This window comes from Klebsiella sp. GW_Kp182, assembly GCF_040062275.1.
GTDB lineage: Bacteria > Pseudomonadota > Gammaproteobacteria > Enterobacterales > Enterobacteriaceae > Klebsiella > Klebsiella michiganensis.
In genome coordinates, this window is record NZ_JBEAFQ010000016.1 from 1 (window position 1) to 19,399 (window position 19,399).

The 19,399-nt window shown below is 57.0% G+C and carries 19 protein-coding genes; 16 read left to right on the forward strand and 3 right to left on the reverse strand.

Features of this window, described 5'->3' with window-relative positions:
* Positions 1 to 222 precede the first annotated feature (222 nt).
* Entirely contained in the window at positions 223 to 1,251 is a 1,029-nt protein-coding gene (gene rsmC, locus ABLU88_RS15590) for a 16S rRNA (guanine(1207)-N(2))-methyltransferase RsmC (protein WP_049082611.1), read from the reverse strand.
* A gap of 158 nt (positions 1,252 to 1,409) precedes the next feature.
* Here rsmC and ABLU88_RS15595 point away from each other — a divergent pair, with 158 nt between their 5' ends.
* The 13 genes from ABLU88_RS15595 (at position 1,410) to deoD (ending at position 13,810) form a co-directional block, all read left to right on the forward strand.
* Positions 1,410 to 1,823: a DNA polymerase III subunit psi gene (locus tag ABLU88_RS15595; protein WP_014837349.1), complete on the forward strand. Its 414-nt coding sequence runs from the start codon at positions 1,410 to 1,412 to the stop codon at positions 1,821 to 1,823.
* Positions 1,792 to 2,238 carry a ribosomal protein S18-alanine N-acetyltransferase gene (rimI, locus tag ABLU88_RS15600; protein ID WP_004098383.1) on the forward strand — a complete coding sequence of 149 codons (447 nt, stop codon included), beginning with the start codon at positions 1,792 to 1,794 and terminating at the stop codon, positions 2,236 to 2,238. Before ABLU88_RS15595 ends, rimI begins: the two co-directional genes overlap by 32 nt.
* 14 nt (positions 2,239 to 2,252) lie before the next feature.
* The gene (gene yjjG / locus ABLU88_RS15605) at positions 2,253 to 2,930 is read left to right on the forward strand and encodes a pyrimidine 5'-nucleotidase (RefSeq protein ID WP_004098385.1); all 678 of its coding nucleotides are present in this window, start codon (positions 2,253 to 2,255) and stop codon (positions 2,928 to 2,930) included.
* A 92-nt stretch (positions 2,931 to 3,022) separates the two neighbouring features.
* A complete protein-coding gene (gene prfC, locus ABLU88_RS15610; protein WP_004098388.1) occupies positions 3,023 to 4,612 on the forward strand; it encodes a peptide chain release factor 3 in 1,590 nt (529 codons plus the stop codon).
* A gap of 217 nt (positions 4,613 to 4,829) precedes the next feature.
* A complete protein-coding gene (gene osmY, locus ABLU88_RS15615; protein WP_014227828.1) occupies positions 4,830 to 5,441 on the forward strand; it encodes a molecular chaperone OsmY in 612 nt (203 codons plus the stop codon).
* Between the two features lie 124 nt (positions 5,442 to 5,565).
* On the forward strand, positions 5,566 to 5,727 hold the full coding sequence (locus tag ABLU88_RS15620; protein WP_003856556.1) for a DUF1328 domain-containing protein: 162 nt from the start codon (positions 5,566 to 5,568) through the stop codon (positions 5,725 to 5,727).
* Between the two features lie 120 nt (positions 5,728 to 5,847).
* Positions 5,848 to 6,921 (forward strand): patatin family protein, encoded by a 1,074-nt coding sequence (locus tag ABLU88_RS15625; protein WP_032747842.1) that lies wholly within the window; start codon positions 5,848 to 5,850, stop codon positions 6,919 to 6,921.
* Complete coding sequence (locus tag ABLU88_RS15630) at positions 6,918 to 7,697, forward strand: metal-dependent hydrolase (protein WP_049082608.1); 780 nt, start codon at positions 6,918 to 6,920, stop codon at positions 7,695 to 7,697. The genes ABLU88_RS15625 and ABLU88_RS15630 overlap by 4 nt, the downstream gene beginning before the upstream one ends.
* A gap of 146 nt (positions 7,698 to 7,843) precedes the next feature.
* Complete coding sequence (locus tag ABLU88_RS15635; protein WP_014837350.1) at positions 7,844 to 9,121, forward strand: NupC/NupG family nucleoside CNT transporter; 1,278 nt, start codon at positions 7,844 to 7,846, stop codon at positions 9,119 to 9,121.
* A 416-nt stretch (positions 9,122 to 9,537) separates the two neighbouring features.
* Positions 9,538 to 10,317: a deoxyribose-phosphate aldolase gene (deoC, locus tag ABLU88_RS15640; RefSeq protein ID WP_014837351.1), complete on the forward strand. Its 780-nt coding sequence runs from the start codon at positions 9,538 to 9,540 to the stop codon at positions 10,315 to 10,317.
* A 78-nt stretch (positions 10,318 to 10,395) separates the two neighbouring features.
* Positions 10,396 to 11,718 carry a thymidine phosphorylase gene (gene deoA / locus ABLU88_RS15645; protein ID WP_014227832.1) on the forward strand — a complete coding sequence of 441 codons (1,323 nt, stop codon included), beginning with the start codon at positions 10,396 to 10,398 and terminating at the stop codon, positions 11,716 to 11,718.
* Positions 11,719 to 11,770: 52 nt separating this feature from the next.
* Positions 11,771 to 12,994, forward strand: coding sequence for a phosphopentomutase (gene deoB, locus ABLU88_RS15650; protein WP_014227833.1), 1,224 nt, complete (start codon positions 11,771 to 11,773; stop codon positions 12,992 to 12,994).
* Positions 12,995 to 13,087: 93 nt separating this feature from the next.
* A complete protein-coding gene (gene deoD, locus ABLU88_RS15655) occupies positions 13,088 to 13,810 on the forward strand; it encodes a purine-nucleoside phosphorylase (RefSeq protein WP_049082607.1) in 723 nt (240 codons plus the stop codon).
* Between the two features lie 48 nt (positions 13,811 to 13,858).
* On the opposite strand, the gene lplA is transcribed toward deoD, so the two are convergent.
* Together lplA and ABLU88_RS15665 are read right to left on the reverse strand one after the other, a co-directional pair.
* Entirely contained in the window at positions 13,859 to 14,875 is a 1,017-nt protein-coding gene (lplA, locus tag ABLU88_RS15660) for a lipoate--protein ligase LplA (protein WP_348837009.1), read from the reverse strand.
* Positions 14,876 to 14,885: 10 nt separating this feature from the next.
* Entirely contained in the window at positions 14,886 to 15,527 is a 642-nt protein-coding gene (locus ABLU88_RS15665) for a YtjB family periplasmic protein (RefSeq protein ID WP_185219627.1), read from the reverse strand.
* Between the two features lie 104 nt (positions 15,528 to 15,631).
* Here ABLU88_RS15665 and serB point away from each other — a divergent pair, with 104 nt between their 5' ends.
* The 3 genes from serB to nadR are packed head-to-tail and all read left to right on the forward strand — an operon-like array spanning position 15,632 to position 19,249.
* Positions 15,632 to 16,603, forward strand: a complete 972-nt coding sequence (gene serB, locus ABLU88_RS15670; RefSeq protein WP_014227836.1) for a phosphoserine phosphatase — start codon at positions 15,632 to 15,634, stop codon at positions 16,601 to 16,603.
* A 9-nt stretch (positions 16,604 to 16,612) separates the two neighbouring features.
* A complete protein-coding gene (radA, locus tag ABLU88_RS15675; RefSeq protein ID WP_004098408.1) occupies positions 16,613 to 17,995 on the forward strand; it encodes a DNA repair protein RadA in 1,383 nt (460 codons plus the stop codon).
* 21 nt (positions 17,996 to 18,016) lie between these two features.
* On the forward strand, positions 18,017 to 19,249 hold the full coding sequence (gene nadR, locus ABLU88_RS15680) for a multifunctional transcriptional regulator/nicotinamide-nucleotide adenylyltransferase/ribosylnicotinamide kinase NadR (protein ID WP_004098414.1): 1,233 nt from the start codon (positions 18,017 to 18,019) through the stop codon (positions 19,247 to 19,249).
* Positions 19,250 to 19,399 lie beyond the last annotated feature (150 nt).

Here is a 19,399-nt window from a genome sequence, read left to right on the forward strand (position 1 = left end):
CGTAAGGACACTAACACCTGAAGCTAGCGCGTCTACCAATTCCGCCACCTTCGCATACCATCGACACTATGAAAGTATCGTTACCACGGAGGCGCATTCTAGTGGTTTTCAGCTATTCGTCAATAGTTAATTGTATCAGTTGGATTGATTGTTGCAAAAATGGACGGTCAGAGAGGAAAAACATCGGCGACCAGCGTCTGCTGGCGCCGAAAAAACGCAGGATTATTTCTTCGCCTGACGGGTCATCACCGTCCGATAGACCTTAAAGCGGCCCGTTTGGGCAATTACTTCATGGAAGCCGAAGATCTCATCCAGCACGTTCGGATAGGGCAGGAAGGCGTTAGCGACGATGCGCAGCTCGCCGCCGCTGTTCAAATGACGAACGGCGCCGCGAATCAGCGTTTGCGCGGCCTCCAGGCTGGTCTGTAGACCATCGTGGAAAGGCGGGTTGGAGATAATCATGTCGAAGCGGCCGTTCACTTCAGAGAACACGTTGCTGGCGAACACTTCCCCTTCGATGCCGTTAGCGGCCAGCGTGGCGCGACTGGCTTCAACTGCCGGGGCGCTGACGTCGCACAACGAGAGGCGGACTTTAGGCGAGTGGCTGGCCAGCACGGTTGCCAGCACGCCGGCGCCGCAGCCGACATCAAGCACTTTACCTTTGGTATGCGGCGTCAGCGTGGAAAGCAGCAGCTGGCTACCGACATCCAGGCCATCGCGGCTGAAGACGCCCGGCAGCGTTTTAATCGTCAGATTATCCAGCGAATACTCGCCCCAGTACTGTTCTGCATTGAACGCGGGCTGTTTTTCCAGACGACCGTGATACAGCCCACAGCGGCGCGCGCTGTCGACTTTAGTCAGCGGCGCATATTCCGCCAGCATCTGCTCGGCGCTGCGCACGCCGCTGCGGTTCTCGCCAACCACGAAAATATCAATACCGACCGGCAGCAGGGACAGCAGGTTCATCAGCTGAAACTGCGCTTCGGGTTTGTTTTTTGGCCAGTAGTAGATCAGCGTATCGCAATCGGCAACATCGCTGGCTTCCGCGACCAGACTAAAACGGGCGTTTTCACCCATCTGGCGGCTCAGTACCTGCCAGTGGTGAAACTGCTGGGTATGGGCGCGGCTGGCGGCCGTATCCAGACGAGCGGGCAGGTCATCCTGCAGGTCACCGGCAAACAGAACGCGGGCGGACTCGAAATCATCACTGTGGCGCAGCAAGACTTCACTTGCCGGGGTAAAAGCGGACATGAAACACTCCTTCATTAAGACTGGCGCCGATTATACACGTTATCTTTCGGCCTGCCTCTTTGTTGGCGGCGGGATGCGCTCCGACCGCCGCGTAGTTTGTTGGCGCAGATACGACGGATTTGCTATATTGCGCGCTTAATTAACAGGAGTGTTTCGCTATGACATCCCGACGAGACTGGCAATTACAGCAGCTGGGCATCACCCAGTGGTCGCTACGTCGTCCTGGGGCGTTACAGGGTGAAATCGCTATCTCGCTTCCTGGACACATTCGTCTGGTGATGGTGGCGGAAGAACCGCCATCGCTGACCGAACCGCTAATCAGCGATATTCTGCGCGCGCTGGCCCTGATGCCGGAGCAGGTGATGCAGCTGACGCCTGAACGCGTTGCGATGCTGCCTCAGGACGCACGCTGTAATAGCTGGCGGCTGGGCACCGACGCGCCGCTGCTGCTGGCGGGCGCACAGCTTTCCACGCCCGCTTTCGATGAACTTCAGACCAGCACGCCTGCTCGCATGGCGCTCTGGCAACAGATTTGCGCACATGAACACGATTTCTACCCTCAACCCGGCTGATTTGCCCCGCGCCTGGCAAATTGAAACGCGCGCCCACGCTTTTCCGTGGAGCGAACAGACGTTTGCCAGTAATCAGGGCGAGCGCTATCTGAATCTTCAACTGTCCGTGGACGGCGTGATGGCGGCCTTTGCCATTACGCAAATCGTGCTCGACGAAGCGACGCTGTTCAATATTGCCGTCGACCCCGCTTTCCAGCGTCGCGGTCTGGGCAGGGCGCTGCTGGAACGGGTGATTGATGAAGTTGAAAAACGCGGCGTCGTCACGCTGTGGCTGGAGGTGCGCGCGTCTAACGTCGCCGCCATCGCGCTCTATGAAAGCTTAGGCTTTAACGAGGCGACGATTCGCCGCAACTATTACCCCACGGTCGACGGACGTGAGGACGCCATCATAATGGCACTGCCAATCAGTATGTAAGACAAGGTGATACGATGAAGTGGGACTGGATTTTCTTTGATGCCGACGAAACGTTATTTACGTTTGACTCATTTAGCGGCCTACAGCGGATGTTTCTCGACTATAGCGTGACGTTCTCCGCAGAGGATTTTCAGGACTACCAGGCCGTGAATAAGCCGCTATGGGTGGATTATCAAAACGGCGCCATTACCTCTCTTCAGCTGCAGCATCAGCGCTTTGACGGTTGGGCGGAACGCCTGAACGTCCCTCCCGGCGAGCTGAACGCCGCGTTTATGAACGCGATGGCGGAGATCTGCTCGCCGCTGCCGGGAGCGGTATCGCTGCTTGATTCGCTGCAGGGGAAGGTAAAAATGGGCATCATCACCAACGGTTTTACCTCACTGCAGCAGACGCGTCTTGAACGTACCGGACTGCGCGATCACTTTGATTTGCTCATTATTTCCGAAGAGGTTGGGGTGGCTAAGCCGGATGCGCGTATTTTCGACTATGCGCTGGCGCAGGCGGGCAATCCCGATCGTTCGCGGGTGCTGATGGTTGGCGATACGGCGGAATCGGATATTCGCGGCGGCGTGAATGCCGGCCTGGCGACCTGCTGGTTCAACCCCCATCAGCGCGAACTGCCCGCGGACCTCCGCGCGGACTGGACGGTCACCTCTTTAAGCGAACTGGAGCAACTCCTGTGTAAACACTGATTGCCTCCCCCCCATTGATGGGTAAAATAGCCGCAATTTTTTCGTATTCAACATGCGCGGCGCGTTGCCGCGTTTACTAAGAAGATTGAATTATGACGTTGTCTCCTTATTTGCAGGAGGTGGCCAAGCGCCGCACTTTTGCCATTATTTCTCACCCGGATGCCGGTAAAACGACCATTACTGAAAAGGTACTGTTATTCGGACAGGCTATTCAGACCGCCGGAACGGTGAAAGGTCGCGGCTCCAGCCAGCATGCGAAATCTGACTGGATGGAGATGGAGAAGCAGCGCGGTATCTCCATCACCACGTCCGTGATGCAGTTCCCGTATCACGACTGCCTGGTTAACCTGCTGGATACCCCGGGCCACGAAGACTTCTCCGAGGATACCTACCGTACCCTGACGGCGGTGGACTGCTGCCTGATGGTTATCGATGCCGCGAAAGGCGTCGAGGATCGTACCCGTAAGCTGATGGAAGTCACCCGTCTGCGCGATACGCCGATCCTGACGTTCATGAACAAACTCGACCGCGACATCCGCGATCCGATGGAGCTGCTGGATGAAGTGGAAAACGAGCTGAAAATCGGCTGCGCGCCGATCACCTGGCCGATTGGCTGCGGCAAACTGTTCAAGGGCGTTTACCATCTTTATAAAGATGAAACCTACCTGTATCAGACCGGTAAAGGCCACACCATCCAGGAAGTGCGCATCGTGAAGGGGCTGGATAACCCGGAGCTTGATGCCGCGGTGGGTGAAGACCTGGCGCAGCAGCTGCGCGATGAGCTGGAGCTGGTGCAGGGCGCGTCTAACGAATTCGATAAAGAGCTGTTCCTGGCGGGCGAAATTACGCCGGTATTCTTCGGCACCGCGCTGGGTAACTTTGGCGTCGATCATATGCTGGACGGTTTAGTGGAGTGGGCGCCCGCGCCGATGCCGCGCAAAACCGACACCCGCACCGTGGAGGCCGCGGAGGAGAAGTTCACCGGCTTCGTCTTTAAAATTCAGGCCAACATGGACCCGAAACACCGCGACCGCGTGGCCTTTATGCGCGTGGTTTCCGGTAAGTACGAGAAGGGTATGAAGATGCGCCAGGTGCGTATCGGCAAGGACGTGGTGATCTCCGACGCGCTGACCTTTATGGCCGGCGACCGTTCGCATGTGGAAGAGGCGTATCCGGGCGATATCCTGGGTCTGCATAACCACGGCACCATTCAGATTGGCGATACCTTCACCCAGGGTGAAATGATGAAGTTCACCGGTATCCCGAACTTTGCCCCGGAACTGTTCCGCCGCATTCGCCTGAAAGATCCGCTCAAGCAGAAACAGCTGCTGAAAGGGCTGGTTCAGCTTTCTGAAGAGGGGGCGGTGCAGGTGTTCCGTCCGATCGCCAATAACGATCTGATCGTTGGCGCGGTGGGCGTGCTGCAGTTTGATGTGGTTGTTGCTCGCCTGAAGAGCGAGTACAACGTTGAGGCGATTTACGAGTCCGTCAACGTCGCGACCGCACGCTGGGTGGAATGCAGCGACGCGAAGAAATTCGAAGAGTTTAAGCGTAAGAACGAAATTCAGCTGGCGCTGGATGGCGGCGATAACCTGACTTATATCGCCCCGACCATGGTTAACCTGAACCTGACGCAGGAACGTTACCCTGACGTCCAGTTCCGTAAAACCCGCGAGCACTAATCCTCTCCGGAGCGCGGTTTTCGCCGCGCTCCACGCCATTTTCCCCTCGGATTGCCCTTTCTGGAAAGTTCTTAATTCTTACCGTTTTGCGCGCTTTTTTACCCGTTCATGCCGCACTCTTCCGCGTATCTACTACATTTAATAAGTAATTTTTGGAATCCTGGCTTAATAGACTACTTATTTTGCTTTACCTGCTTAGATATAACGAGGAACAACGATGACAAAACTTAAGAGCGGCAAGACACTCCTGGCCCTCTTCCTGGGCTCAGCAATAATCAGCGCTTCGGCGTATGCGGAAAACTCGACCGCAGATAGCGCAAAATCTGCAGCAAGCAATGCCGGGCAAGCCGTTGATAATTCGATGAACAAAGTCGGGAATTTTATGGACGACAGCACCATCACCGCCAGGGTGAAAGCGGCGCTGATCGATCATAAAGATATTCGCAGCACCGATATCTCTGTGAAAACTGAAAACAAAGTCGTCACGTTAAGCGGTACGGTTGACAGTTCAGAGCAGCATAAGCAGGCGCTTAGCGTAGCGAAAGCGGTTGAAGGCGTGACCTCCGTTAACGACAAGCTTAGCGTACAGAACGAAAAATCTGCTTCGCTGAAGGGCTACGCCGGCGACACGGCGGTGACCAGCGAGATCAAAGCGAAATTACTGGCTGACGATATCGTTCCGTCGCGTAACGTGAAGGTTGAGACCACCGATGGCGTTGTACATTTATCCGGTACGGTAGAGTCCAGTAAGCAGTCGGAGCGGGCGGAAGGTATTGCGAAAGCCGTTTCCGGCGTTAAAAGCGTGAAGAATGACCTTAGCGTCAAATAAATCTATTCACTAAAAAAATTTATTCTGCGGTCTTTCCGCAGGATGTGTAGCACCACAGGGTTGTGTATGCGCGGCCTGAGTGCGCAGAAAATCGACCGTCATTAACTATGGTAAGGAGAGACGTATGTTTAGATGGGGCATTATTTTTCTGGTGATCGCGTTAATTGCCGCCGCTCTGGGCTTTGGTGGCCTGGCGGGTACCGCTGCCTGGGCTGCGAAAATTGTCTTCGTTGTCGGTATTATCCTGTTCCTGGTCAGCCTGTTCACCGGCCGTCGGCGTCCCTAGACGTTAACGCGTGAAATACCGTCTTACATAAAGCCAGTCAATGTGACTGGCTTTCTCAGTTTCAGGGCGTTAAAAATTGCGTTACCTTTGTTTTTATAATAAGCCAGACAGGAAAGCAGGGTGGGGCAGCGAATTCCCGTTACGTTGGGCAACATTACGCCGTTATCTGTTAAACCCTTCCAGCCGGGCAGGCTCGCACTGGTGTGCGAAGGCGGGGGGCAGAGAGGGATTTTTACCGCCGGGGTACTGGACGAATTTATGCGCGCGGGATTCAACCCGTTCGACATGATGTTCGGTACCTCTGCCGGGGCGCAAAATCTCTCGGCCTATCTGTGCAACCAGCCCGGCTATGCCCGCAAAGTGATCACCCGCTACACCACCGCCCGCGAGTTTTTCGACCCGATGCGTTTTGTGCGCGGCGGGAATCTTATCGATCTTGACTGGCTGGTCGACACCACCTCGAAAAAGATGCCGCTGGCGATGGCCTATGCTGAAGATTGTTTTGCTCAGGGAAAAGAGTTCTGGATGTGCGCCTGTCGCGGCGATGATTACACGCCAAACTACTTTTCCCCCACTCAGCAGACCTGGCTTGACCTGATTCGCGCCTCCAGCGCCATTCCCGGTTTTTACCGCAGCGGCGTGCTGCTGGATGGCGTGAGCTATCTTGACGGCGGCGTCAGCGATGCGATCCCCGTACAGGAAGCGGCCCGCCGAGGGGCGCAAACCATCGTAGTGATCCGCACCGTTCCGTCCCAGATGTACTACACGCCGCAGTGGTTTAAACGGATGGAGCGCTGGCTTGGCGAAAGTAGTCTGCAGCCGTTTGTGAATCTGGTGCAGCATCACGAAACCACCTATCGCTCCACGCAAGAGTTCATTGAAAAACCGCCGGGTAAGCTGAGAATTCTGGAAATTTATCCGCAGAAGCCGTTGAGGAGTATGGCGTTAGGCAGCCGTCTTCCGGCGTTGCTGGAGGACTACAAGACCGGACGCCAGTGCGGGCGCTACTTTCTCGCTACCGTCGGTAAACTGCTGGCCGACAGACCGCCGCTGCTGCGCCATGCGCCGCGTATTGCGGTACCGAAAACGGTCGTTATTCCGCCAGCGCCGGTGGCCAATGAGATCCCTCAGGCGCCGGTCATCGCGGCGGTGCAGGCCAATGATGCCAGCTTTGAAAATGAGGACCTGGCGTGACCCTACGATTTATTGATACCCACTGCCATTTCGATTTTCCCCCTTTCACCGGCGACGAAAGCGCCAGCATTGCCCGGGCGACGGAGGCTGGCGTGACGCAGATCGTGGTACCTGCGACAGAAGCGGATAACTTCGCCCGCGTGTTAGCGCTGGCGGAGAAATATGATGCGCTCTACGCCGCCTTAGGCCTCCATCCGATAGCGATTGAACGGCATAGCGCAGAGAGTCTTGAACGGCTTGAAGCCTGCCTGGCGAAACGCGACGCTAAGCTGGTCGCGGTTGGGGAGATCGGTCTCGATCTCTATCGGGAAGATCCGCAATTTGCACGTCAGGTTTCTGTATTTGAGGCGCAGATGCGGCTGGCGAAACGCTACGATTTGCCGGCGATCCTCCACTCCAGACGCACTCACGACAAGCTGGCGATGCTGCTGAAAAAGCACGCTTTACCGCGAACCGGCGTAGTGCATGGTTTTGCCGGTAGCCTTCAGCAGGCGGAGCGGTTTGTGCAGCTGGGCTACAAGATTGGCGTTGGCGGCACCATTACCTATCCGCGCGCCAGTAAGACCCGCGATGTGATCGCGCAGCTGCCGCTTTCGGCGCTGCTGCTGGAGACCGATGCGCCGGATATGCCGTTGAACGGTTTCCAGGGGCAGCCGAACAGGCCAGAACGGGTGGCTCGCGTCTTCTCCACCTTATGTGAGCTACGCTCTGAGCCCGCGGAAGAGATAGCGAATATCCTGATTGATAATACAAATGCGCTTTTTGCGCTTCCGTAGCGCTTTGCTGAGTGACCTGTGTCTCATTCCTGCCTTTTTATCTCATTGTTTTGCTTAAAATGTGTGAGCTGAAATTAGCATGATGGTTTCATGCCGTTATAATCGCGGGGTTTTAAGGCTGAACTCTCAATACACAGGGACTCTGTATGCAAATTATTATGGGACTTATCGGCATGGTGGTGCTGTTAGCCATCGCTGTGCTCCTCTCCAGTAATCGAAAAGCCATCAACCTGCGTACCGTCCTCGGCGCCTGGATTATCCAGGTGGGGATCGGCGCGTTAATTCTCTACGTGCCGGCCGGGCGCACCGCGCTGCTGGCCATGTCGAACGGCGTTGCCAACGTCATTGCTTACGGCAATGAAGGGATCGGCTTTATCTTTGGCGGGCTGGTTTCCGACAAGATGTTTGAAGTCTTCGGCGGCGGCGGGTTTGTTTTTGCCCTGCGCGTCCTGCCGGTCATCGTCTTCTTCTCATCGCTGATCGCCGTGCTTTATTACCTCGGCATCATGCAGTTTGTTATCCGCATTCTCGGCGGGGCGCTGCGCGCGGTACTGAAAACCTCGCGCACGGAATCGCTCTCTGCCACGGCGAACATCTTCGTTGGCCAGACCGAAGCGCCGCTGGTGGTGCGTCCATATATCGCCACCATGACCCGTTCCGAGCTCTTCGCCGTGATGTGCGGGGGCCTGGCCTCGGTTGCGGGCTCCGTTCTGGCCGGTTACGCGCAGATGGGCGTACCGCTGGAATACCTGATTGCCGCTTCGTTTATGGCGGCGCCGGGCGGCCTGCTGTTCGCGAAGATTATCGTGCCCGAAACCGAGCAGCCCCGGGACAACCCGGCGATGGACAAAAACGACGCCGATCCGCAGGCGCCGGCGAACGTGCTGGATGCCGCCGCGTCCGGCGCGGCTTCCGGGATGCAGCTGGCGCTTAACGTCGGGGCGATGCTGCTGGCGTTTATCGCGCTGATTGCCCTGGTTAACGGTATTCTCTCCGGCGTGGGCGGCTGGTTTAACCATCCAGACCTGTCGCTGCAAATGATCCTCGGCTGGGTCTTCTCACCGCTGGCGTGGGTGATTGGCGTTCCGTGGAATGAGGCCACCGTTGCCGGCTCGTTTATCGGCCAGAAGCTGATTATCAACGAGTTTGTGGCCTACATGAATTTCGGTGAATACCTGAAAGCCGACGCCGAGGTCGCAGCCGCCGGTTTGCAGGTGATTTCAACCCACACCAAGGCCATCATCTCGTTTGCCCTGTGCGGTTTTGCCAATCTGTCATCCATTGCGATTCTGATTGGCGGACTGGGCGGCATGGCGCCTAATCGTCGCCAGGAAATTGCCCAGCTGGGCATGCGGGCCGTGGCGGCGGGGACGCTGTCTAACCTGATGAGCGCCACGATAGCGGGCGTCTTCCTCGCGCTATAGCGCCGTCGTTAATCACGACCCTACCCCGCGGCACCGCCGCCGCGGGGATCTCTCATCTGTGTGTTAAAATCCTATCATTTAATAATTATCTGTTTATCAATCACTCATGATGCATCTGGCATTTTTTCGCACAAAATGTCCGCGCTGATATCGAGGTTGACCGCGTGGGTATGTTACAATAATAACATTGCCTCGACACTGAGATTCCTGATTATGCTTAAAGAGAGTCTGGCCTTCGGGGGGCATGCACAGGGATTTATTATGTGATTCATATCACTCTACAGTAATGCAAATTAGTAATTAGTTTTCATTAACTGTGATGTATATCGAAGTGTAACGGCGAGGGGATGTTACAATAGTAACAGACTCGCAAGGTGAACAAACTTTAATACGGCAATACGCCGTCGGAGTATGAAATGACTGATTTAACGGCAAGCAGCCTGCGCGCGTTGAAACTGATGGACCTGACCACCCTGAACGATGACGACACCAATGAAAAAGTGATCGCGCTGTGCCACCAGGCCAAAACACCGGTAGGGAATACTGCCGCAGTATGCATCTACCCGCGCTTTATCCCGATCGCGCGTAAAACGCTGAACGAGCAGGGTACTCCGGATATCCGGATCGCGACGGTGACCAATTTCCCGCACGGTAACGATGATATTGCTATTGCGCTGGCGGAAACCCGCGCGGCGATAGCTTACGGCGCAGACGAAGTTGACGTCGTATTCCCTTACCGCGCGCTGATTGCCGGCAACGAACAGGTGGGTTTTGACCTGGTGAAAGCCTGTAAAGAAGCCTGCGCGGCGGCAAACGTGCTGCTGAAAGTGATTATCGAAACCGGTGAGCTGAAAGAAGAAGCGCTGATTCGTAAAGCATCTGAAATCGCCATCAAAGCCGGTGCCGATTTTATCAAAACGTCTACCGGTAAAGTTCCGGTCAATGCGACCCCGGAAAGCGCGCGCATCATGCTGGAAGTCATCCGCGATATGGGCGTTCAGCAGAGCGTCGGCTTCAAACCGGCGGGCGGCGTGCGTAGCGCAGAAGACGCGCAAAAGTTCCTCGCTATTGCCGATGAACTGTTCGGTGCCGACTGGGCCGACTCTCGTCACTACCGCTTTGGCGCTTCCAGCCTGCTGGCAAGCCTGCTGAAAGCGCTGGGTCACGGCGATGGTAAGAGCGCCAGCAGCTACTAATACGTAATTTGCCTGACCTCAAGGCCGGATGCTGTCCGGCCTGTGGTTGGTCTTTGACTCTTTCCTCGGGAGGTTATCTTGTTTCTCGCACAAGAAATTATTCGTAAAAAACGTGATGGTCATGCGCTGAGCGATGAAGAGATTCGTTTTTTCATCAACGGCATCCGCGACAACACCATCTCAGAAGGGCAGATCGCCGCGCTGGCGATGACCATTTTTTTCCACGATATGTCTATGCCGGAACGCGTTTCGCTGACCATGGCGATGCGGGATTCAGGGACCGTTCTCGACTGGAAGAGTCTTAACCTCAATGGCCCGATCGTCGATAAACACTCTACCGGCGGCGTAGGCGATGTGACCTCGCTGATGCTGGGGCCGATGGTCGCGGCCTGCGGCGGCTATGTCCCGATGATCTCGGGGCGCGGTCTCGGGCACACCGGCGGTACGCTCGACAAGCTGGAAGCGATTCCTGGGTTCGATATTTTCCCGGACGATAGCCGCTTCCGTGAAATCATTAAAGATGTCGGCGTCGCGATTATCGGGCAGACCAGCTCTCTGGCACCGGCGGACAAACGTTTTTACGCCACGCGCGATATCACCGCAACGGTGGACTCTATCCCGCTGATCACCGCCTCCATTCTCGCCAAGAAGCTGGCGGAAGGCCTGGACGCGCTGGTGATGGATGTCAAAGTCGGCAGCGGCGCCTTTATGCCTACTTATGAGCTTTCCGCCGCGCTGGCCGAAGCGATCGTCGGGGTATCCAACGGCGCCGGCGTGCGGACGACCGCGCTGTTAACCGATATGAACCAGGTGCTGGCTTCCAGCGCCGGTAATGCGGTGGAAGTGCGTGAAGCCGTGCAGTTCCTCACCGGCGAGTACCGCAATCCGCGGCTGCTTGAGGTGACGATGGCGCTGTGCGTCGAGATGCTGATTTCCGGCAAGCTGGCGCAGAATGACGCCGACGCGCGGGCGAAGCTACAGGCGGTGCTGGATAACGGTAAAGCCGCAGAAGTCTTCGGCCGGATGGTGGCGGCGCAAAAAGGGCCGAACGACTTCGTGGAAAACTACGATAAGTATCTGCCGGCCGCGATGCTGAGCAAAGCCGTCTATGCCGAAGGCGAAGGGTTTGTCGCCGAAATGGATACCCGCGCGCTGGGCATGGCGGTGGTGTCAATGGGCGGCGGTCGCCGTCAGGCATCGGATCTGATTGATTACAGCGTCGGTTTCACCGACGTGGTTCGCCTCGGCGCGCGTATCGACGCGCAGCAGCCGCTGGCGGTTATCCATGCTAAAGATGAAAACAGCTGGCAGGAAGCGGCCAAAGCCGTGAAAGCGGCCATTAAACTTGACGATAAAGCGCCTGAAATGACGCCGACGGTCTATCGTCGTATCACCGAATAGTTATATACTGATCTGATCGCTTTTTTGCAGCGCAAAAGGTACGGAGAATAATATGAAACGTGCATTTATTATGGTGCTGGACTCATTCGGCATCGGTGCGACTGAAGACGCCGATCGCTTTGGCGACGTCGGTTCAGACACCATGGGCCATATTGCAGAAGCCTGTGCCAAAGGCGAGGCTGACAACGGCCGCAATGGCCCGCTCAATCTACCGAATCTGACCCGTCTGGGGCTGGTTAAAGCCCATGAGGGTTCTACCGGTAAAATTGCCGCCGGTATGGACGGCAGCGCGGACGTTATCGGCGCCTACGCATGGGCGCATGAGCTCTCTTCCGGTAAAGACACCCCGTCAGGCCACTGGGAAATCGCCGGCGTGCCGGTTCTGTTTGACTGGGGCTACTTCCCCGAGCATGAAAACAGCTTCCCGCAGGAACTTCTGGATAAACTGGTTAAGCGCGCAAACCTGCCGGGCTACCTCGGCAACTGCCACTCTTCCGGTACCGTTATCCTCGACCAGCTGGGCGAAGAGCATATGAAAACCGGCAAGCCGATTTTCTATACCTCCGCTGACTCGGTATTCCAGATTGCCTGTCATGAAGAGACCTTTGGTCTCGATAAGCTGTACGAGCTGTGTGAAATCGCGCGTGAAGAGCTGACCGAAGGCGGCTACAACATCGGTCGCGTTATCGCGCGTCCGTTTATCGGCGACAAAGCCGGCAACTTCCAGCGCACCGGTAACCGCCACGATTTGGCCGTTGAGCCGCCGGCGCCGACGGTGCTGCAGAAGCTGGTCGACGAGAAAAAGGGCCAGGTTGTATCGGTGGGTAAAATCGCCGATATCTACGCCAACTGCGGTATAACCAAAAAGGTGAAGGCGACCGGCCTGGATGCGCTGTTTGACGCCACCATCAAAGAGATGAAAGAAGCGGGAGACGAGACCATCGTCTTCACCAACTTCGTGGACTTCGACTCTTCCTGGGGCCACCGCCGCGACGTTGCAGGCTATGCCGCAGGGCTGGAGCTGTTCGACCGCCGTCTGCCGGAGCTGATGGAACTGGTCGGGGAAGATGACATTCTGATCCTGACCGCCGACCACGGCTGCGACCCGACCTGGACCGGTACCGACCATACCCGCGAGCACATTCCGGTGCTGATCTATGGCCCGAAAGTGAAGCCGGGTTCGCTGGGTCACCGCGAAACCTTCGCCGATATCGGCCAGACCCTGGCAACGTACTTCGGTACGTCTCCGATGGAATACGGCAAAAACATGCTGTGATTATTTGCCCGGTGAGCCTCGCTCGCCGGGCCTTTTTTGTCGACCTGATTAGGCATAGCCGCCATCAGGTAAAACATTCAGAAGGATTTAACGATGGCTACTCCACACATTAACGCAGAAATGGGCGATTTCGCTGACGTTGTGCTGATGCCTGGCGACCCGCTGCGCGCGAAGCACATTGCAGAAACGTTCCTTGAAGATGTCCGCGAAGTGAATAACGTGCGCGGTATGCTGGGCTTCACCGGTACCTACAAAGACCGCAAAATTTCCGTTATGGGTCACGGCATGGGGATCCCGTCCTGCTCCATTTACGCAAAAGAGCTGATCACCGACTTCGGCGTCAAAAAAATCATTCGCGTCGGCTCCTGCGGCGCGGTGCGTATGGACGTTAAGCTGCGCGACGTGGTTATCGGCATGGGTGCCTGCACCGACTCTAAAGTTAACCGTATGCGTTTTAAGGACCACGACTTTGCGGCGATTGCCGACTTTGGCATGGTGCGTAACGCGGTTGACGCGGCAAAAGCGCTGGGCGTTGACGCTCGCGTGGGCAACATTTTCTCCGCTGACCTGTTCTATGCGCCGGACGGCGGCGAAATGTTCGACGTGATGGAAAAATACGGCATCCTGGGCGTGGAAATGGAAGCGGCCGGCATCTACGGCGTCGCGGCGGAATTTGGTGCGAAAGCGCTGACCATCTGCACGGTCTCCGACCACATCCGTACCCACGAGCAGACCAGCTCCGCTGAACGTCAGACGACCTTCAACGACATGATTAAAATCGCGCTGGAATCCGTTCTGCTGGGCGATAAAGAGTAATCATCTCTTCCGCCCTCTCCCTATGGGAGAGGGCGGGGTGACCGCACGTTAGCGTACCGCGCCGGCAATCCATGCCGAGAGCTCCCGCAGCGCTTTCTCCTGCTCCGGGAAATCCACGAGTAATGCATCGCACTCCTGCTGCAGCATATCCGCGCGGTAGAGGCATCCCTGTAGCCTGGCGGCCAGCGCTTCCAGCGGCGCCGGGTTGAGGCTATCGGTAAAAATCTGCGTGCGCGTGATATGGCCTTTTTCGACGTCGAAATGGAGCTCTACGCCGCCCCAGGTAAAACGTTCATCCAGCAGATGGCTGAAGGCCGGGGCCTGGCCAAAATTCCACTCCCAGCTGCTCTGGCGGGCAAAGGTCGCGGCAAAATTCGGCAGGTCCGGCATTTTCTCCGGAGAGATCACTTCGGCATCCACGCGCTCGCCGTAATGGGCGAAGAACGCCTCCTGAATCGCCTCGCAAACCTGCTGATGGGTAATGCCCGGCAGCAGCTCGACCAGATTGGCTACCCGTCCGCGCACGGAGGTAATGCCTTTGGCCTGCAGCTTCTTCTTATCGGGATTGAGGTAGTTGGCCAGGCGGCTTAAATCGGCGTTCAGCAGCAGCGTACCGTGGTGAAAGCCGCGATCCATCGTTTCGCGATAGGCGGAACCGGAGACCTTGCGGTCGCCTTCGGCGGTTTTGACCACCAGATCGTTGCGGCCCGAGGCTTCCGCCGCTACGCCCAGCGCATTCAGCGCCGTCAGCACGATATTTGTGGAAACGGTTTTATCGTACTCCGGTTTGCCGGCCATAAAGGTAAAGCAGGTATTGCCCAGATCGTGGAATACCGCGCCGCCGCCGCTGCTGCGACGGGCCAGGCGCACGTTATCTTCTTCCATACGTCGGGTGTTGCACTCTTTCCACGGGTTCTGCGCGCGGCCAATGACCACCGTATCGGCATTGCGCCACAGAAACAGCACCCGTTGAGTCGCGGGCATCTGGCGAAAAATAGACTCCTCAACCGCCAGATTGAACCAGGGGTCGTAAGAGTCGGAGAGCAGCAGGCGCAGCGTTGACATGGCGATTTCCTTATTCTGATTCATCTTTATCTTCATCCTGCACCGGCTTATTGGCGGTGAGCAGGAAAGGCGATTGCTGCCAGCGGGTACGTTTACCCTGCAGCAGGGTGCGCGTCAGGACGACGCCGATGGCCAGAGATAGCAGCAGCATCAGACGCAGGATATTGGTGGTATTATCGACCTGCTGCGCTTCGGTGGCCAGGGTATGGGTATCCAGCGTCAGGCGCAGGTAGCCGAGCGGGCCGTTTTTACCCTGAACAGGTTCGACGATTTGCTGGTTGAAGTAGCCGCCGGCTTTTTTACCGTCCAGCGCCAGCCGATCGCGTACCTCGACGCTTTCGCCGGAACGCGCCACCAGGTCGCCCTGTTCGTCATATACGCCGGCGTCGAGGATCCGGCTTTTATGGGTAAGCTGCTCCAGCAGCTGGCTAATCCGCTTTTCGTCGGGCGTTTCGCTACGCATCAGCGGCGCCAGGTTGAGCGTGACCTGCTGGGCGAGCGTGCGGGCCAGTTCTTCCAGCTGCGGATTGCGCTGCTTCTGGCTGTTCTGGCTGAACCATGAGGCCCCCTGCATCAGGGCGACGAGGAGCGCGAGACAGATCAGAACAATCACCGCGCGATGCAGCCGGAATTTAAGTTTTGCGCGTACCATATTCCACCTTTGAAAATTTGCAGCTTAATGTTGCCAGAAGCGCTGGTTACAAGGTAGCCTCATGCGTTATTTTCCTCGCCTGAATGAAGTTATGTGGAGCCGTGATGCCAAACAGTTTGACCTGGTGCGACCTGCCTGAAGATGTTTCCCAGTGGCCTGGATTGCCGCTTTCCCTGAGCGGTGATGAGGTCATGCCGTTGGATTATCACGCCGGACGCAGCGGCTGGCTGCTGTATGGTCGCGGTCTTAACAAGCGTCGCCTGACCGAGTGGCAGCGAGAACTGGGGGCGGCCCTGGTGATTGTTGCCTCCTGGGCGGTTGACGACTATCAGGTGATTCGGCTGGCTGGTTCTTTAACGCTACGGGCGACCCGTCTGGCCCATGAGGCCGGTTTTGACGTCGCGCCGCTGGGTAAAATCCCGCATTTACGTACGCCGGGGCTGCTGGTCATGGATATGGACTCGACGGCGATTCAGATTGAGTGCATTGATGAAATCGCCAAACTGGCCGGTACCGGCGAGCTGGTCTCTGAAGTGACCGAGCGCGCGATGCGCGGCGAACTTGATTTTACCGCCAGCCTGCGCCAGCGGGTGGCGACGCTGAAAGATGCCGATGCCAATATTCTGCTGCAGGTGCGGGAAACGCTGCCGCTGATGCCGGGCCTGACCCAGCTGGTGCTGAAGCTGGAAACGCTCGGCTGGAAAGTGGCGATCGCCTCCGGCGGCTTCACCTTCTTTGCCGAGTATCTGCGCGACAAGCTGCATCTCGACGCGGTGGTCGCCAACGAACTGGAGATCATGGACGGTAAGCTGACCGGCAACGTTATCGGCGATATCGTCGATGCGAAATATAAAGCCAATACGCTGCGTAAACTGGCGGAAAAGTATGAGATCCCGCCGGCGCAAACCGTCGCCATTGGCGATGGCGCAAACGATCTGCCGATGATTAAAGCGGCAGGGCTCGGCATCGCCTATCATGCTAAGCCCAAAGTTAATGAACTGGCGGAAGTGACAATCCGCCACGCTGACCTGATGGGGGTATTCTGTATTCTCTCCGGCAGCATGAATCAAAAGTAAGAGGTTAACGTGGCGAAAGCTCCAAAACGCGCATTTGTCTGTAATGAATGCGGTGCGGATTATCCGCGCTGGCAGGGGCAGTGCAGCGCCTGTCATGCCTGGAATACCATAACCGAGATGCGCATTGCCGCTTCGCCCCAGGTGGCAAGAAACGAACGTCTGTCAGGATATGCCGGTAATGCCGGCGTATCGAAAGTGCAGAAGCTCTCCGATATCAGCCTCGAAGCGCTGCCGCGCTTTTCGACCGGCTTTAAAGAGTTTGACCGCGTGCTCGGCGGCGGCGTGGTGCCGGGGAGCGCGATTCTGATCGGCGGCAACCCCGGCGCGGGTAAGTCGACGCTGCTGCTGCAAACCCTGTGTAAGCTCGCCGAAGGTATGAAAACGCTCTACGTCACCGGGGAAGAGTCGCTTCAGCAGGTGGCGATGCGCGCTCACCGTTTAGGCCTGCCGACGGCTAACCTCAATATGCTGTCAGAAACCAGCATTGAGCAGATTTGCCAGATTGCCGATGAAGAAAAGCCGCAGCTGATGGTTATCGACTCCATCCAGGTGATGCATATGGCCGACGTACAGTCGTCGCCGGGCAGCGTGGCCCAGGTGCGCGAAACGGCGGCCTATTTAACGCGCTTTGCCAAGACGCGCGGCGTGGCTATCGTCATGGTCGGTCACGTGACCAAAGACGGCTCGCTGGCCGGGCCGAAAGTGCTGGAGCACTGTATCGACTGCTCCGTGCTGCTCGACGGCGACGCCGATTCTCGTTTCCGCACCCTGCGCAGCCATAAAAACCGCTTCGGCGCGGTCAACGAGCTGGGCGTATTCGCCATGACCGAGCAGGGGCTACGTGAAGTGAGCAACCCCTCGGCTATCTTTCTGAGCCGCGGTGACGAAGTGACTTCCGGCAGTTCGGTGATGGTGGTCTGGGAAGGCACGCGACCGCTGCTGGTGGAGATCCAGGCGCTGGTCGATCACTCGATGATGTCCAACCCGCGCCGCGTGGCGGTGGGGCTGGAGCAGAACCGTTTGGCGATCCTGCTGGCGGTTCTGCATCGTCACGGCGGTCTGCAGATGGCCGACCAGGACGTCTTCGTCAACGTGGTTGGTGGGGTGAAGGTCACCGAAACCAGCGCCGATCTGGCGCTGCTGCTGGCGATGGTTTCCAGCCTGCGCGACCGTCCGCTGCCCCAGGACCTGGTGGTTTTCGGCGAGGTGGGTCTGGCAGGCGAGATTCGCCCGGTGCCGAGCGGCCAGGAGCGTATTTCAGAAGCGGCTAAGCATGGTTTTCGTCGGGCGATTGTTCCGGCAGCCAATGTGCCGAAAAAAGTGCCGGAAGGGATGCAAATCTTTGGCGTGAAAAAGCTTGCGGACGCACTTAGCGTCTTTGACGACTTATAATAAGTTAAAAGGAGACTCGCGATGTCGTCATTTGACTATTTAAAAAGCGCCATAAAGCAGAAGGGGTGTACGCTACAGCAGGTAGCTGACGCCAGCGGGATGACAAAAGGCTATCTGAGCCAGCTGCTGAACGCGAAAATTAAAAGCCCCAGCGCGCAGAAGCTGGAAGCGCTGCACCGGTTTCTCGGGCTGGAGTTTCCGCGTCGGCAAAAAAGCGTTGGCGTGGTATTTGGTAAGTTTTACCCGCTGCATACCGGACACATCTATTTGATTCAGCGCGCCTGTAGCCAGGTCGATGAGCTGCACATCATTATGGGCTACGACGATCCCCGCGACCGCGAGCTGTTTGAAAAGAGCGCGATGTCGCAGCAGCCGACCGTGCCCGATCGCCTGCGCTGGCTGCTGCAGACCTTCAAGTACCAGAAAAATATCCGCATCCACGCCTTCAATGAAGAGGGGATGGAACCTTATCCGCACGGCTGGGACGTCTGGAGCCGCGGGATCCGCGCCTTTATGAACGAGAAGGGCATTGAGCCGAACTGGATCTACACCTCGGAAGAGGGCGACGCGCCGCAGTATCTGGATCATCTGGGAATTGAAACCGTACTCATCGATCCTAAACGCACCTTTATGAACATCAGCGGCGGGCAGATTCGTGAAAACCCGTTCCGCTATTGGGAATATATTCCTACCGAAGTGAAGCCGTTTTTCGTGCGCACCGTGGCGATCCTGGGCGGTGAATCGAGCGGTAAGTCGACGCTGGTGAATAAGCTATCCAATATCTTTAATACCACCAGCGCCTGGGAGTATGGCCGCGACTACGTCTTTTCGCATCTCGGCGGCGATGAGATGGCGCTGCAATATTCCGACTACGACAAGATTGCCCTCGGCCACGCGCAGTATATTGATTTCGCGGTGAAGTATGCCAACAAGGTGGCGTTCATCGACACGGACTTTGTCAGCACCCAGGCGTTCTGTCTCAAGTACGAAGGGCGGGAACATCCCTTTGTGCAGGCGCTGATCGACGAGTATCGTTTTGACCTGGTCATCCTGCTGGAAAACAACACGCCGTGGGTGGCCGATGGTTTGCGTAGCCTTGGCAGCTCGGTGGACCGCAAAGAGTTTCAGACGCTGCTGGTGTCGTTGCTCAAGGAGAACGAGATAGATTTTGTGCATGTGAAAGAGGCCGACTACGATGCCCGCTTCCTGCGCTGCGTGGAGCTGGTGAAAGAGATGATGGGCGAGCAGGGATAGGCCTTCTGCGGCCTGATGCCGCATGAATGCCTGCGCCGGGCTACAGCCCTCTCCCGGCGGGAGAGGGGGCAAACACGAAAAAGGGCAACCTGCGTTGTAATGCCAGTCAGTTAAGCAACTGACTGGCCCTTTTTAGGGGCTGTGGGGTAT

Coding starts and splice junctions, on each gene's coding strand:
- rsmC (WP_049082611.1), bottom strand. CDS start 1,251: ATGTCCGCTTTTACCCCGGCAAGTGAAGTCTTGCTGCGCCACAGTGAT.
- ABLU88_RS15595 (WP_014837349.1), top strand. CDS start 1,410: ATGACATCCCGACGAGACTGGCAATTACAGCAGCTGGGCATCACCCAG.
- rimI (WP_004098383.1), top strand. CDS start 1,792: ATGAACACGATTTCTACCCTCAACCCGGCTGATTTGCCCCGCGCCTGG.
- yjjG (WP_004098385.1), top strand. CDS start 2,253: ATGAAGTGGGACTGGATTTTCTTTGATGCCGACGAAACGTTATTTACG.
- prfC (WP_004098388.1), top strand. CDS start 3,023: ATGACGTTGTCTCCTTATTTGCAGGAGGTGGCCAAGCGCCGCACTTTT.
- osmY (WP_014227828.1), top strand. CDS start 4,830: ATGACAAAACTTAAGAGCGGCAAGACACTCCTGGCCCTCTTCCTGGGC.
- ABLU88_RS15620 (WP_003856556.1), top strand. CDS start 5,566: ATGTTTAGATGGGGCATTATTTTTCTGGTGATCGCGTTAATTGCCGCC.
- ABLU88_RS15635 (WP_014837350.1), top strand. CDS start 7,844: ATGCAAATTATTATGGGACTTATCGGCATGGTGGTGCTGTTAGCCATC.
- deoC (WP_014837351.1), top strand. CDS start 9,538: ATGACTGATTTAACGGCAAGCAGCCTGCGCGCGTTGAAACTGATGGAC.
- deoB (WP_014227833.1), top strand. CDS start 11,771: ATGAAACGTGCATTTATTATGGTGCTGGACTCATTCGGCATCGGTGCG.
- deoD (WP_049082607.1), top strand. CDS start 13,088: ATGGCTACTCCACACATTAACGCAGAAATGGGCGATTTCGCTGACGTT.
- lplA (WP_348837009.1), bottom strand. CDS start 14,875: ATGTCAACGCTGCGCCTGCTGCTCTCCGACTCTTACGACCCCTGGTTC.
- ABLU88_RS15665 (WP_185219627.1), bottom strand. CDS start 15,527: ATGGTACGCGCAAAACTTAAATTCCGGCTGCATCGCGCGGTGATTGTT.
- serB (WP_014227836.1), top strand. CDS start 15,632: ATGCCAAACAGTTTGACCTGGTGCGACCTGCCTGAAGATGTTTCCCAG.
- nadR (WP_004098414.1), top strand. CDS start 18,017: ATGTCGTCATTTGACTATTTAAAAAGCGCCATAAAGCAGAAGGGGTGT.